The sequence below is a fragment of the Flavobacterium sp. genome, from assembly GCF_025352425.1.
Lineage (GTDB): Bacteria > Bacteroidota > Bacteroidia > Flavobacteriales > Flavobacteriaceae > Flavobacterium.
Genome location: NZ_JANXTI010000097.1, coordinates 1 through 12,463 on the forward strand (window position 1 = coordinate 1; position 12,463 = coordinate 12,463).

Annotated in this window: 14 protein-coding genes; 6 read left to right on the plus strand and 8 right to left on the minus strand. The window is 32.9% G+C overall.

Going from position 1 to position 12,463, the window contains the following annotated elements; genetic code table 11:
* Positions 1–175: 175 nt before the first annotated feature.
* From Q0Q99_RS11915 to Q0Q99_RS11935, 5 genes are all read left to right on the plus strand, one after another.
* Entirely contained in the window at positions 176–628 is a 453-nt protein-coding gene (locus Q0Q99_RS11915) for a hypothetical protein (RefSeq protein WP_293896207.1), read from the plus strand.
* Between the two features lie 104 nt (positions 629–732).
* The gene (locus Q0Q99_RS11920) at positions 733–1,749 is read left to right on the plus strand and encodes an AAA family ATPase (protein ID WP_293896210.1); all 1,017 of its coding nucleotides are present in this window, start codon (positions 733–735) and stop codon (positions 1,747–1,749) included.
* Position 1,750: 1 nt separating this feature from the next.
* On the plus strand, positions 1,751–1,954 hold the full coding sequence (locus tag Q0Q99_RS11925; protein ID WP_293896213.1) for a hypothetical protein: 204 nt from the start codon (positions 1,751–1,753) through the stop codon (positions 1,952–1,954).
* Between the two features lie 51 nt (positions 1,955–2,005).
* Positions 2,006–2,611, plus strand: coding sequence for a DUF6371 domain-containing protein (locus tag Q0Q99_RS11930; protein WP_293896216.1), 606 nt, complete (start codon positions 2,006–2,008; stop codon positions 2,609–2,611).
* A gap of 2 nt (positions 2,612–2,613) precedes the next feature.
* Positions 2,614–3,027 (plus strand): DUF6371 domain-containing protein, encoded by a 414-nt coding sequence (locus Q0Q99_RS11935; RefSeq protein WP_293896219.1) that lies wholly within the window; start codon positions 2,614–2,616, stop codon positions 3,025–3,027.
* Between the two features lie 91 nt (positions 3,028–3,118).
* Here Q0Q99_RS11935 and Q0Q99_RS11940 read toward each other — a convergent pair whose 3' ends face one another.
* Genes Q0Q99_RS11940 through Q0Q99_RS11955 form a run of 4 tightly spaced genes read right to left on the minus strand, consistent with a single transcriptional unit; the run spans position 3,119 to position 5,973 of the window.
* Complete coding sequence (locus Q0Q99_RS11940) at positions 3,119–4,078, minus strand: sodium-dependent bicarbonate transport family permease (RefSeq protein WP_293896222.1); 960 nt, start codon at positions 4,076–4,078, stop codon at positions 3,119–3,121.
* Between the two features lie 30 nt (positions 4,079–4,108).
* Positions 4,109–4,825, minus strand: coding sequence for a carbonic anhydrase family protein (locus Q0Q99_RS11945; RefSeq protein WP_293896225.1), 717 nt, complete (start codon positions 4,823–4,825; stop codon positions 4,109–4,111).
* Between the two features lie 28 nt (positions 4,826–4,853).
* On the minus strand, positions 4,854–5,699 hold the full coding sequence (locus tag Q0Q99_RS11950; protein ID WP_367175044.1) for a DUF6671 family protein: 846 nt from the start codon (positions 5,697–5,699) through the stop codon (positions 4,854–4,856).
* A complete protein-coding gene (locus Q0Q99_RS11955; RefSeq protein WP_293896228.1) occupies positions 5,674–5,973 on the minus strand; it encodes a hypothetical protein in 300 nt (99 codons plus the stop codon). The genes Q0Q99_RS11950 and Q0Q99_RS11955 overlap by 26 nt, the downstream gene beginning before the upstream one ends.
* Positions 5,974–6,225: 252 nt before the next feature.
* Between Q0Q99_RS11955 and Q0Q99_RS11960 the strand changes: the two genes are divergently transcribed.
* Positions 6,226–7,149: a LysR family transcriptional regulator gene (locus tag Q0Q99_RS11960; protein WP_293896231.1), complete on the plus strand. Its 924-nt coding sequence runs from the start codon at positions 6,226–6,228 to the stop codon at positions 7,147–7,149.
* A gap of 22 nt (positions 7,150–7,171) precedes the next feature.
* Here the strand turns inward: Q0Q99_RS11960 and Q0Q99_RS11965 are convergent, their stop codons facing one another.
* From Q0Q99_RS11965 to Q0Q99_RS11980, 4 genes are read right to left on the minus strand one after another with little or no spacing between them, the layout of a single operon-like run.
* Complete coding sequence (locus tag Q0Q99_RS11965; protein ID WP_293896245.1) at positions 7,172–8,557, minus strand: TolC family protein; 1,386 nt, start codon at positions 8,555–8,557, stop codon at positions 7,172–7,174.
* Positions 8,557–9,903, minus strand: a complete 1,347-nt coding sequence (locus tag Q0Q99_RS11970) for an HlyD family efflux transporter periplasmic adaptor subunit (RefSeq protein WP_293896234.1) — start codon at positions 9,901–9,903, stop codon at positions 8,557–8,559. The genes Q0Q99_RS11965 and Q0Q99_RS11970 overlap by 1 nt, the downstream gene beginning before the upstream one ends.
* Before the next feature lie 5 nt (positions 9,904–9,908).
* Positions 9,909–11,573, minus strand: coding sequence for a peptidase domain-containing ABC transporter (locus Q0Q99_RS11975; RefSeq protein ID WP_293896237.1), 1,665 nt, complete (start codon positions 11,571–11,573; stop codon positions 9,909–9,911).
* 2 nt (positions 11,574–11,575) lie between these two features.
* A complete protein-coding gene (locus Q0Q99_RS11980; protein ID WP_293896239.1) occupies positions 11,576–12,250 on the minus strand; it encodes a TetR/AcrR family transcriptional regulator in 675 nt (224 codons plus the stop codon).
* Positions 12,251–12,463: the final 213 nt, after the last annotated feature.

Here is a 12,463-nt window from a genome sequence, read left to right on the forward strand (position 1 = left end):
GTAGGGTCTAAATAATGCTCCACCAAGACATTATCATTAGAATGTGATGAAAGTATTCGTGTTTCAATACCCATAGTTTGATGAACCCAACTAATATAAGTTTTACGAAGGTGTCGCAGTGAAATATCTTTTTGAATACCACTCTAGCACGCAAGCTTTATTTAATTGTCAAAATTTGAATTTTAATAATCATTTAGCAGAAGTTGAAAAAATTACTGGTCACAAAGCGCAAAACTTTAATGCTCAAATTTTTATTCAAGAAGTAAAGGAAACATTAGTATTTAAAAGGTTTTCAACTAATTTACCTCAAAGAGAAAAACTCTTTAGAGATTTTATTTCCCATGAAAAAAACTCGGAAATTGAAAGTATTATTTTAAAGAAGTACCCAACTATCAAAGGAAAAAAATTGCGGTATATTATTGATTTTCTAATTAAAAAAGAAGTACTAACTATTACTTATGGCACTCAAACTGAATTGTATAATTCTTTAAAAAGAACATTTAATTGCAATATCGGTACTTATCCTTCAATTTTCGGATATACAGTAAATGAAACTAAAGATTCAGATTATTCGAGAATAACTAATGAATTAGAAATGCTCCTTAACGATTACTTTAAAGTTCTGTAAACTTCTTTAAACTTTTGTAAAGCACTTTAATTCAATTACTTTCAAGCAATAAGATAAAACTCTTCGCTACATAGCACTATAGATTTGCAAAAAAATCTAGTGGTATGAATGAAAATCTAAATAATTTCAAAGAAGAGTTAAAGAAAGAATTAGTTCCTGATTCAAACTCCATTTTTGAAATAAAATCAGCTAATCAATTTATTGAAATTGCTAAAAATAGACCAATCCCGAGAATGCTATTTGGCGAATTTTGGTTTGAGGGAGAAATATGTATTTTGTTTGCCGATACTAATCTAGGCAAATCTATTTTAGCCGTACAAATTGCAAATAGTATCAGTACAGGAATTTCTACTTGTGGTTTAAAATTAGAATGTCCACCTACTCCAATAATCTATTTTGATTTTGAACTTTCAGACAAACAGTTTGAAAACAGATATTCTGAAAACTTTACAAATCATTTTTCATTTAGCTCAAACTTCTTACGAGCAGAGATTAACCCCGATTATTTTGAAGATAAAAGATTCAACTCTTTTGAAGATTTTCTTTTTTACTCACTTGAAAAATCAATTATTGATTATTGTGTTAAAGTTTTAATTGTTGACAATATTACCTATTTAAAAACTGATAATGAAAAAGCAAAAGATGCCTTGCCATTGATGAAATTTTTAAAGGATTTGAAAAACAAATATGGCTTGTCAATTTTGGTTTTAGCGCATACTCCAAAAATAGACACTTGCAAACCGATAACAAAAAACCATTTATCAGGAAGTAAAATGCTAATGAATTTTTGTGATAGTAGTTTTGCTATTGGAGAAAGTCATCAGGAAATTGGATTACGATATATCAAACAAATCAAGCAACGAAATTGTGAACAGGTTTATGATTCAGAAAACATTATCGTTTGCAGAATTGAAAAAGTAAATAGCTTTTTACAGTTCAGTTTTAACGGTTATGATTCAGAAAATGAGCATTTAAAAACTTTAAGTACTGGTGATGCAAATGAACGTAACTCAAAAATATTACAGCTATTTGAAAAAGGCAATTCAAAATCTGAAATTGGAAGATTACTTGGTATTTCAGAAGGTACAGTAAGAATCATTTTAAAGAAAAATAATCTATAAAATGACTGCCAATACAGCATATGAAGTTTTCCTTGCACTTTCTCCAGAAGAGAAGGAAAAATTTATGGTATTGGTAAAAGGACAAGAAGTAAAACCCAAATACGACTTTAAAAAGAAAAAAAGCAAAAAAGTCATATTCACAAAAGAAGATGCTATTGAATATTTGCTTGCAACAGTTTTTAAACCCAAAAAACCAATCCCGTAATTTTCGTAACAGTCGTAAAGACTACGAGGATTACGAGAATTACGAATAGTTATGACAGAATTTAAATATTCATTAGATAAATCGAGTAAGAAGTATATCTGCCCTAGCTGTGGAAAAAAACGATTTGTTAGGTATTGCAATCAAGTTACTTATGAATATCTTGATGAAGCTTTCGGCAGATGCGACCGAGAAACAAGTTGTGGTTATCAAAATAATCCAAAACAAAAAGAGAGCATTGCAATAGTCAATATTGAAAAGATAAATATCATTCCAGATTTTATTGACCCACTATTAGTAAAGCAATCTTTGAAAAAATACTGCAATAACAATTTTGTAAAATTTCTACACAAGCATTTCTCAAAAGAAGAAGTTGAAAATTGTATCGCAAAATATAAAATAGGAACTTCAAAACATTGGGAAGGTGCAACTGTATTTTGGCAAATAAATCAATTTCAAAAAGTCCATACTGGTAAAATAATTCTATTTGATGAAATTACAGGTAAACGAGTAAAAATTCCTTTTCCACATATTAACTGGGTTCACAAAAAAATCAATAAAGATAAATTCAACCTTATGCAGTGTTTATACGGGTTGCACCTCCTTAAAACTATAATTGCAATACAATTGCAATTGTTGAATCTGAAAAAACGGCAATAATAATGAGCCTATTTATTCCCGAATATAAATGGATGGCAACAGGAAGCAAACAAAATTTAAAATTGCAATTGTTACAACCAATCAAGAAAGAGAATATTGTTATTTATCCTGATAAGGGAGAATTTGAAGACTGGAATAAGAAAGTAGTCGAATTGCAAAAGCTAGGTTTCAAAATCAAATGTAGTTCAATAGTTGAAAACTCGGAATTTGAAACAGGAACAGATTTAGCTGATATTTATTTTGCAATACGAAAAGATGCAAGTAAAAAAACCCTTGAAATAGTATTATCTGAAACTGAAAAGAAAATCCAAAGGTTGTCAAAAATAAATCCTTTTATTATATCTCTGATTGAAACATTTGATTTGATTGATGAAAAAGGAAATGGCATCAGAAAAACCTGCGACTATTTTAAATAATCGATTAGCTTTAATAATATTACTTTTTTATATACTTGCTTTCAAATCATGCGAGGTTTAACTTCTCTAACGTTTATATTTCTCATCAGTTTTAAAAATTTATAATTGCAAAAAAGATTGGAAAACCAAGAGTTATGTTAAACGGAAATGTAACCGCCAACGCCATTGGTAGGAACAATCCGGGATTAGCTTTTGGAGCTACAATTTTCATAGCAGCTGGAACTGCAATATATGAGGCACTTGCTGCAAGAATAGCAAAAATAAAACGGTTTCCTACTTCTTCAGTAACAAATTGGCTGAAATAAGCAACTAAACTTCCATTTACCAATGGAATTAATATGGCAAACGCCGTTGCAAACCAACCGCTCTTAAAGAAGTCGTTAAGTTTTTTACCGCTAACTATACCCATATCTAAAAGAAAGATTGCCAAAAATCCTTTAAAAATATCTGTAGTAAACGGTTTAATTCCCATGGCTTGTTGCTCACTGGCTAAAAAACCAATTACTAAACTTCCTAGAATTAATAAAACACTCCCATTGGTAAATGAATGTTTGATTACTGATTTTAAACTTGTTGTCGATGAATCTTTTTTAGAGTACATTCTCATCAGAATTACCCCTACAATGATTGCAGGAGCTTCCATCAATGCCATAATAGCGACCATGTGTCCGCCAAAAGTGTATTTTTGAATTTCAAGAAAAGTGGTAGCTGTTACAAATGTTACAGCACTTACTGAACCATACGCTGCCGCTATTGCTCCTGCATTCTCAACACTGAACTTTCTTTTTAGAATAAAAAAACAATAGAGCGGAATGATTGTAGCTATCGACAATCCAAAAAAGACTGACCATAAAATATCAAGGGTGAAATGGCTATGCGCTAATTCTTGCCCGCCTTTAAAACCTATTGAAAACAATAAATATATTGATATGAATTTGGATGTAGTTGAGGGTATTTCCAGATCACTCTTTAACCGTGTAGCAAGAATACCAAGCAGAAAAAAAAGTAATGCGGGATTCGTTAAATTGTCTAAAAGTAAATTTAAGTTCATTTGAAATATTTTAAGTTAGTTATTGATTGATTATTCTAAAAATTGTAGCTCACCTGTACGCAGTGTGTAAAATGCCCCTACGATTTTAATTTCTCCCCTTTCTTCCATTGTGCGCAGAATTTCGCTTTTGGCTCTAATCTGAGCGATGGTATTACGTACATTATTTTGCGCCACTTTTTTTACAAAAGCTTCGTTCTTGGAAGACTTTTCGCCGTCGAAATCCTGACTCATTGCAACTGCCGGTTTTATGTTTTGAAGCATTGCAGTGATATTGCCTAGTTTAACATCGTCAATAGCTCCTTTTACAGCACCGCAATGTTGGTGTCCCATAACAATGATTAGTTTGGCACCCGCCACCTTACAGGCAAACTCCATACTGCCCAATAAATCGGTATTCACAAAATTCCCGGCTACCCTTCCAACAAATACGTCACCAATCCCCAAATCAAAAACATCTTCCACGGGCACTCTGCTATCGATGCAACTCAAAACCATTGCTTCAGGATATTGCCCACTGGTTACGGCTTTCCTAATTTCTTCTGAATGGTTTCTAGTTGTAATGTTGCTTGTACGAAAACGTTCATTGCCTTTTTTAAAATTTTCCAGCACCTCGTTTGGCGTTAGGTCGTGTTGTTCTTGTTTGTTAAAAACGTGTTGATTGCTGTTAGGCGCTTGATAAGTTTTACAGTTGTGAAATAATCCTGAAAAGGAAATAAGGATTAAAAATAAAGTCAGTTTGTTTTTCATATTATTTATAAATTAGGTTTAAAATTTTTTAAGGGTTACAAAAATTGCAATAGGCAGGATCTTCTTTGGTTTTCTCGTGCGGATATAAAACTTCATTTGTAAAATCGCATTTTTTACAGGTATATAATAAACTTAGTGTACTATTAGTAGGGCAGTTGCACCAGCTACAAGGCAGTCCGGGCAAGGCTTTGGTAACTATATATCCTGGAGTTTCACAATTTGGACATAAAGACTCAACCGCCTTCAAAAGTTTTAGTGCTGCTTTTTCAATTACTTTCATTCGGGTGGGATTAAAGTTAGCCCTCATATCGGTTTCGACATAGACTTCGCCGAATTGGTTTTTAATTTCTTTGAAGTGCTTCTTAAGTTCCTCCAATTTCGTAATTCCTTTAATTACCATGTCATAATTTTCTACGGCAGGCTTCAGAATAAGTCCGTGTGATGGAAAGCTAGCTTGTTGGGCAAACATCTCCAATTCTGATTCGGTTGCGATTTCGGAGCCGTTAAAATTGGTTTCCATACTAAGTTCACGCACTACAATTTCGAGTTCATTTTTAGCATCCATTAACATCATAAGTTCATCATCAGCTTGGGCAAAAAAAACGGATGGATGTGCGCCAAACGACCCTTCACTAGCAATAACCAAATCACAATGATTCTTTTCCATAGCAAGAACGCATTTTTTTCTAAGTGTCGTCAGCGCGTCATCCTTCCTTGAAATTTCTCCTGAAAAAGTACCTAAGGAATCGGTATCAAATTCTTCAGATATGAAACAAGAAACGGCAAGACCTTTCTCAAACAAAGGCGCAATTACCTTTTCCTTGTTGTGCTTTGTAGCAATAAGAAGTTTACGATTTTTGAACAGTGTCTTCAATTTCTATGGTTATGATACTTTTTACACTAAGATTAGATGCTTCTTTTTTAACCTCATTCATCCATAATTCTAATTCAGATTTGTTTGCCAAAAGTTGCGCGATTCTATCTTTTGAGTGCTGAGAATCTCGGTCATAACGTATATGATTGCTAAAGTCGTCCAGTTTATGGTACTTGATTTTCTCGTTAATGAATGTGGTGAGCAACGAAACTGCATCACTTGGTGTAAAGACACCATCAATCAATTTGATTTCTAACTTATTTTCTACTTTCATAATTTGATTTTTTTAATTGATAAAGACCTAGTATAATGGCAATACCCAAAACTAAATAGGTTAAGAGAATAGATTGGAATAATAGGTTTAATACTAAAGCCGTAATTAAATACAGTAATGAAAATACTAGCATTATACTATTTCTTTTAGTTCTGTTCATAATTATTAGTGTTTAAAAGTACAGGGCAAAATTCTATATAATGTTTCATATATTTTTATTTATATTTGTTATGATATACATAAACATAATTTATGAATTATACACTACATCAACTTCAGGTATTTCTAAAGATTACCCAAACCAAAAGCATAACAAAAGCTGCTGAAGCGTTACACCTCACGCAACCTGCTGTGTCAATACAGCTGAAAAATTTACAGAATCAGTTTGAAATTCCATTAACGGAAGTGGTTGGACGGCAACTTTATATAACAGAATTTGGAAAAGAGATTGCGTTGGCGGCTGAAAACATAATTAATGAGGTTTATAAAATCAATTACAAAACTTCTGCGTTTCGTGGAGTCTTATCGGGCAAATTAAAAATTGCTGTAGTATCGACAGGCAAATATGTAATGCCCTACTTTCTGACTGATTTTACTAATGCAAACCGCAGCGTAGAATTAGAAATGGATGTGACCAACAAAGCTGGAGTAATCAACGCACTCAAAAATAATGAAGTTGATTTTGCATTAGTCTCAACATTACCTTCAGGAATCGGGATTGAGTCGGAAGTGTTACTAACCAACAAATTGTTTTTAGTTGCGAGTAAGAATATAACTTCATCTGATAAAAAAAACATTGGCGATTACTTATTAAATGCACCACTCATATATCGGGAAGAAGGTTCGGCAACGAGAATTGCAATGGAAAATTATTTTCAAAAACAGGGCATTCAGGTAAATATGAAATTACAATTGACCTCCAACGAAGCTATAAAACAGGCGGTTATGTCGGGTCTTGGACTTTCAATAATGCCATTAATTGGTTTAAAAAATGAATTGGAAAATGAAAGTATAAAAATAATACCTGTAAAAAATCTGCCTATTGTTACGAACTGGACGCTTATTTGGCTAAAAGGAAAGAGACTGAGTCCAGCTGCAAATGCCTATTTACAATTTATTCAAATAAGAAAAGAAAGTTTAAAAGAAACGCATTTTTCCTGGATTGCATCTTATTAATATTGGCTTGCCAAATAATAGATTACAAAACACCCATTATACGGAACAACGAAGCATTCGATTCAAAATAACGATTTTCAATAGCAAGCTTCGACAACTGACTTGCTATTAGGTTATTTTCCCTTGAATTGATTAAAAAAATGGAGCTTTCACCAAAAGTAAAAAGACGTTCTTCTGAATTAAGCATTGTTGAATTATCGGACACTAATTGGTTGATTAACCTACGCTGTTTATCTAATGAACTAATTTCGGTTTGCTGTGCCTTAATTTTATTTTTCAGTTGCACGCGCTCTAAATCCAATTCAAATTTGGTTTCCTGAAGTTTATATTTTGCCAATTGCAAGCCTCCACGTTCTTTGCGTAAAAACAACGGAAAGTAAAAATTCATCCCCACTTTGTAATCCTGTAGTCTGCAGTTATCAAAATAAGTTGGCTCGGATAAATAGGAATACGCTAAATCAATTTTAGGTAAAAGCATATTAGCCTTTAATTTTCGATCTATATCCAGTATTTCAATTTTGCTGTTTAACAGATTGATTTTGGGATGGTTTTCCAAAGAAGTATTTTCCAACATTAAATTATTCATCAATAATGTTTCACTAATAGTGGCATCTAAATTTTCATCTGGAATAATGGCATCCTGTAATTCAAACGGTATATTATTTTCAAGCCAAAGGAAATTTGATAATTCTAGTTTTGATTTTGCTAATTTCAACTGTGATTCTTCTAAACTCAACATTCGATTCCTGACAACAATTCCCGCTTCTGTGCTGTCAATCGCTGGTTTGTCACCTTGTTCAATCAATTTTGATACGCCTTGGTAACGAATGTTTGCATTAGCAAGATACTGTTGGTATAATTGAACCTCATTAAAATTTCTTTTCCAGTTAAAATAAGCGATTGACGCCTCATAAATTACCTGCACACATTCTAAATTTCGTTCTGCCTGACTTAATTTCAATTTAACTTTAGCTTTACGTAAATCAGCCATTCGTTGGTTAATAAGCAACCCTTGTGCCACTGGAATTGCTATTCCTAATGAGGTTAATCCCTGATTTGGTGTAACATTTTGTGGATTTAGATAAATGCCGTCATTGTTATCAAAACCTGCCTTAATTTCTATACCATACCAAGTTGGAATTTTAAAGCTGCTGTTCAGGATGGAATAGTATTCTTTATCCTTGAATTGCTTTTGTTCAAAGTCTACCTCAATTTTAGGGTCGAAGCTGCCGCGAGCCATCATTAGATTTGCTTGTGCGGCACTAATTTGTAGATTCGCGCTTTTAACCAATGGATGATACTTTTTTACATATCCGATAAACTCTGTATAAGTAAGTTCTTTTGAATCTTTTAACTGACCGTACACTGACAAATTAAAGAATAAGAAAAACGGCAGGAGTACTTTCATCACTTTTTATCTTTTTGAAGATTAGATTTTGGCTTGTAATAATTGGGAGGAAAACCGTTGAGCGTTCGCCAAACTTCAAACCATACAGGAACATTTTCGAGTAACGCCAATGTTTGTGCACCGGAACCAATACTGATTTGTTTAGGCCACGGAACTTCACTTTTGTCAGGCGCAATAAGTACCCTAAATTTTCCATTTTCACTGATAAAGTTTTCTATCGCAACTATTTTTCCGCCATAAGTTCCGTAAGACATGCCCGGCCAGCCAGAAAAAACAATGGTTGGCCATCCATCAAACCATACCCTAACTTTTTCGCCTTTATGCAGCAAAGGCAAGTCAGTTGGAGACACAAACGTTTCTACAGCAATATCATATTTTGATGGCATGATACTAACTATTTGTGTTCCCTCTTTTATGGTTTCTCCAATTCCTGATTGTAGCGCACGATTGATATAACCACTTTGCGGTGCTTTAATATAATACATACCGTTCCTTATTTGGTAATTGGCATATTGATTTTTGAGTTTATTTACCTGAGCTTCGGTATCGTACTGGCTACTAAGTGCTGTAAATTGGTCGCTTTTGGTCTTTTGTTCCTTTTCGCTATACTCAGCAACAATTCGATTTACTTCTACCTTTGCATTGATGTATTCGTTTTCGCTGGTCAAAAGCTTATTTTCTTGAGTGATAATTTTAGCCTCTACCTCTTGTAATTTTAAGCGTTTTTCTTCAACATCTGTCATCGGCTTTAAACCTTCTTTGTTAAGTGATAAGGAACGATTGAATTGTGTATTTGCAATTTTAATCTGGGTTCTTACGGCAATCAAGTCCATACTGTCACTTTTAACTTTTAGCAATGACTGCCTAATTTTGTTCTTCGCCTGCTTGAGTTTCAATTCCCGCTCACTTTGAATTGCTGCAATCTGTGCCGATAAAGAACTGACTTTTCCACCATAGGATTTACCTGCCATTTCCTTCGCTTTGAGTTGGCTTTGTGTGTTTTCAACAAGGTTTGGGTCAAGATAATCTTCCTTGGTTTCCGAAATAAAAAGTATGGTGTCTCCTTTTTTTACAAAGTCCCCTTCTTTCACATACCACTTCTCGATTCTCCCAGCTATTGCAGCATGAATTGTTTGCGGTCGTTGGTCAGGTTTTAAGGTAGTTACCGCTCCAGTTCCTGAAATGTTTTGTGTCCACGGTAAAAATAAAATAATGATACAAAGAACAGAAACAGCTAAGATAATACGATTTAAGATTTTATAATGAGGTCTGTTTGCAAGCGTGCTGAAGGTGCTATACTTATCTATTCCTTCGCCAATCGGGTTATTATTTGAAATATTTAACATGGAAATTAGTGTTTAGTATCGCTTATTATTTTTCCTTCATTCATGGTAATTGTACGTGTACACTTCGTTTTCCAATATTGATTTTTGGATGATACAACCAGTGTCCAATTATTCTTGTCGGATGTTAAAAAATCAATTACTTCCATAGAAACTTCATCATCCATTTTATCTAAAGCTTCTTCATAAAATAAAATTTTTGGTTTGTTGATGATGCTACGCGCTAAAAGTATTTTTTGTACAATAGAGGATGACAATTGTTTGCCTTCGGAAAATATTTTAGTGTCTAATCCCTTAGGCAGAGACTTAATAAAATTACCAAGTTTGACACTATCTATTGCCCACTTTAAATCTTCCTGACTTACGATTGCATTGTTAAATGTGATGTTTTCTAACACAGTACCTTCAAAAGTCGTTTCACCAGTAATGATAGTGCTTACCTGCGACCTATACATTTCCAAATCAATTTTTTTATAAGTATCGTCATTGATGTATAACGAGCCGGATGTTGGCTGTAACAAGCCTGATAATATCCTAATAAGTGTTGTTCTGCCTGAACCGTTATTGCCTTCCAGATATATTTTATCAGGCTGATTAATAGTCAGATTGATTTTTTCCAATACATAATCTGTACTGTCTGGGAATTTATAGCTTAAATTTTCCGCAGCTAGTTGTATGTTGGTGTAGCAATAATCATTTGTGGTGGCGTTCGTCTCTTCGATTGCTAAATCTGTGATTTGTCCTATCTTTTCTACTGCGGTAAGCACATCATAAAGGGTTTCCAATCCAACCACTATTTTTTCAACAGAATTAATGACCAATAAAATTATGATTTCGGCTGCAACAAATTGACCAATGTTCATTTTTTGATTTAGTACTAAATAACCTCCAATGAACAGTAAACCAGCGGTAATAATGACTTTAAAAATAATTAGTTGTGAAAATTGTCGTTTAATAATACTAAAATGGCTCTCTCGATACGAAAGGTATTCTGAAACTAAGCGATTGTTTTTAGATAATGCAAAATCAAAATTCGATGCTTTTTTAAAACTGAAATTATTTCGTGCAATTTCCTGAAGCCAGCCTACAACCTTATATTTATATTTCGATTCCTTCATGCTTGTAGAAAGTCCCGAGTTGTAGGAAAACTTGAAAATGATGTAAAGCAACAGCAATAACAAGATACCAAAGAATATAAAGAAAGGATGATAGAGGGAGAGTAAAATAATTCCAAATGTTATCTGAAGTAACGCCGTCGAAAAATCAATTAGCAATTTGGTGGCACCTTTCTGAATAGTAATCGTATCAAAAAATCTATTAGCTAATTCGGGAGGATATTGATTGTACAATTCCTCTGTTTTAATTTTTGGCAGCCTAAAACCAAATTCAAATGAAGAACGGATAAAGATTTTCTGCTGCAGATTTTCGGTAATCCGCAATTGCATTAAAGACAAAATTCCAACCAAAGCCACACCCAAAATGACTACAAAAACCAAGACAATCCAAGAAACACTGACTCTTCCGGCTTGAATTAAATTTACAATTGCCTGAATACCTAAAGGAAGCGATAAACTAACCAAACCCGCAAATATGGCATAAAAGAAAACTTGCGATATATCCTTTTTATCTAGTTTTAATAGGTTGATTAACCTTTGTGCTGCTGTAAGTGCCATAGTTATTTTCTTAACGTTTTTTCAATTAGGTCAATGTAAAATTCTGTGACTGAATCATTGGATGTACAATCAGTTATCGTTTTCAAATGATCTTTCAAAAAGTGTTGGTGCAATGCGCCTTCAACAACTGCCGATGCCAGACTTTTTGCAAAGGAATATTCAGGATTGACTTCATTTATGATTTCAACCAATCTAGTAATTACCCGCTTATACACTAAAAAAAAACCATCTTTATTTTCTGCATCAACTCCTTTGGTAATGAGATTTTTTGTGAATTCAGCAACAATAATTTTATTTAATATTGCTTCATTAATATGAAGTGTTTCGGTATCATCTACAATTTTTTCGGTGACTACAGTAATAGCTTTATTTAATTTTTCAGTTTGACTTGAAATATTTGTGGTTGCAAAGAGCAGCTTATACTCAATCCAACCCCAATACCATGAAGACAGATAAAGCATTAGTTTGTGTTTGCTATCAAAATATCTATATATAGAACTTTCATTTGAACCGATTCGCTCGCCCAACTTTCTAAAAGTAAAATCTTCAAACCCTATTTCATCAATTAGAATTATACTTTCTTGAATAATTCTTTTCCCTAAAGCAGAAGTTTCAGGGTCTTTAACATAGATTTTGTCATTAACCTGAATTTTAAGGTTTGAAAGTACAGTTTTCATTTTAATATTATTTTATGCAAATATAATAGTATTACTATTATAAATGAAATTTTAACTTTTAATTAAATATTAAAATAACCCGTTGGGTGTAATTATTTAAAGTAAAAATAAATTGATTAAATATTGGTCAAGATACTGAAATTCAGTATCTTGAAGTCGCAAAACAAACCAATATTCATGTCAAATATAGTTAAAAATTATTTAAGAGTTTTA

Bases quoted from the DNA above. Each gene is read 5' to 3' on its own strand.
- Q0Q99_RS11920 (WP_293896210.1), top strand. From the start codon at position 733: ATGAATGAAAATCTAAATAATTTCAAAGAAGAGTTAAAGAAAGAATTA.
- Q0Q99_RS11925 (WP_293896213.1), top strand. From the start codon at position 1,751: ATGACTGCCAATACAGCATATGAAGTTTTCCTTGCACTTTCTCCAGAA.
- Q0Q99_RS11930 (WP_293896216.1), top strand. From the start codon at position 2,006: ATGACAGAATTTAAATATTCATTAGATAAATCGAGTAAGAAGTATATC.
- Q0Q99_RS11935 (WP_293896219.1), top strand. From the start codon at position 2,614: ATGAGCCTATTTATTCCCGAATATAAATGGATGGCAACAGGAAGCAAA.
- Q0Q99_RS11940 (WP_293896222.1), bottom strand. From the start codon at position 4,078: ATGAACTTAAATTTACTTTTAGACAATTTAACGAATCCCGCATTACTT.
- Q0Q99_RS11945 (WP_293896225.1), bottom strand. From the start codon at position 4,825: ATGAAAAACAAACTGACTTTATTTTTAATCCTTATTTCCTTTTCAGGA.
- Q0Q99_RS11955 (WP_293896228.1), bottom strand. From the start codon at position 5,973: ATGAAAGTAGAAAATAAGTTAGAAATCAAATTGATTGATGGTGTCTTT.
- Q0Q99_RS11960 (WP_293896231.1), top strand. From the start codon at position 6,226: ATGAATTATACACTACATCAACTTCAGGTATTTCTAAAGATTACCCAA.
- Q0Q99_RS11965 (WP_293896245.1), bottom strand. From the start codon at position 8,557: ATGAAAGTACTCCTGCCGTTTTTCTTATTCTTTAATTTGTCAGTGTAC.
- Q0Q99_RS11970 (WP_293896234.1), bottom strand. From the start codon at position 9,903: ATGTTAAATATTTCAAATAATAACCCGATTGGCGAAGGAATAGATAAG.
- Q0Q99_RS11975 (WP_293896237.1), bottom strand. From the start codon at position 11,573: ATGGCACTTACAGCAGCACAAAGGTTAATCAACCTATTAAAACTAGAT.
- Q0Q99_RS11980 (WP_293896239.1), bottom strand. From the start codon at position 12,250: ATGAAAACTGTACTTTCAAACCTTAAAATTCAGGTTAATGACAAAATC.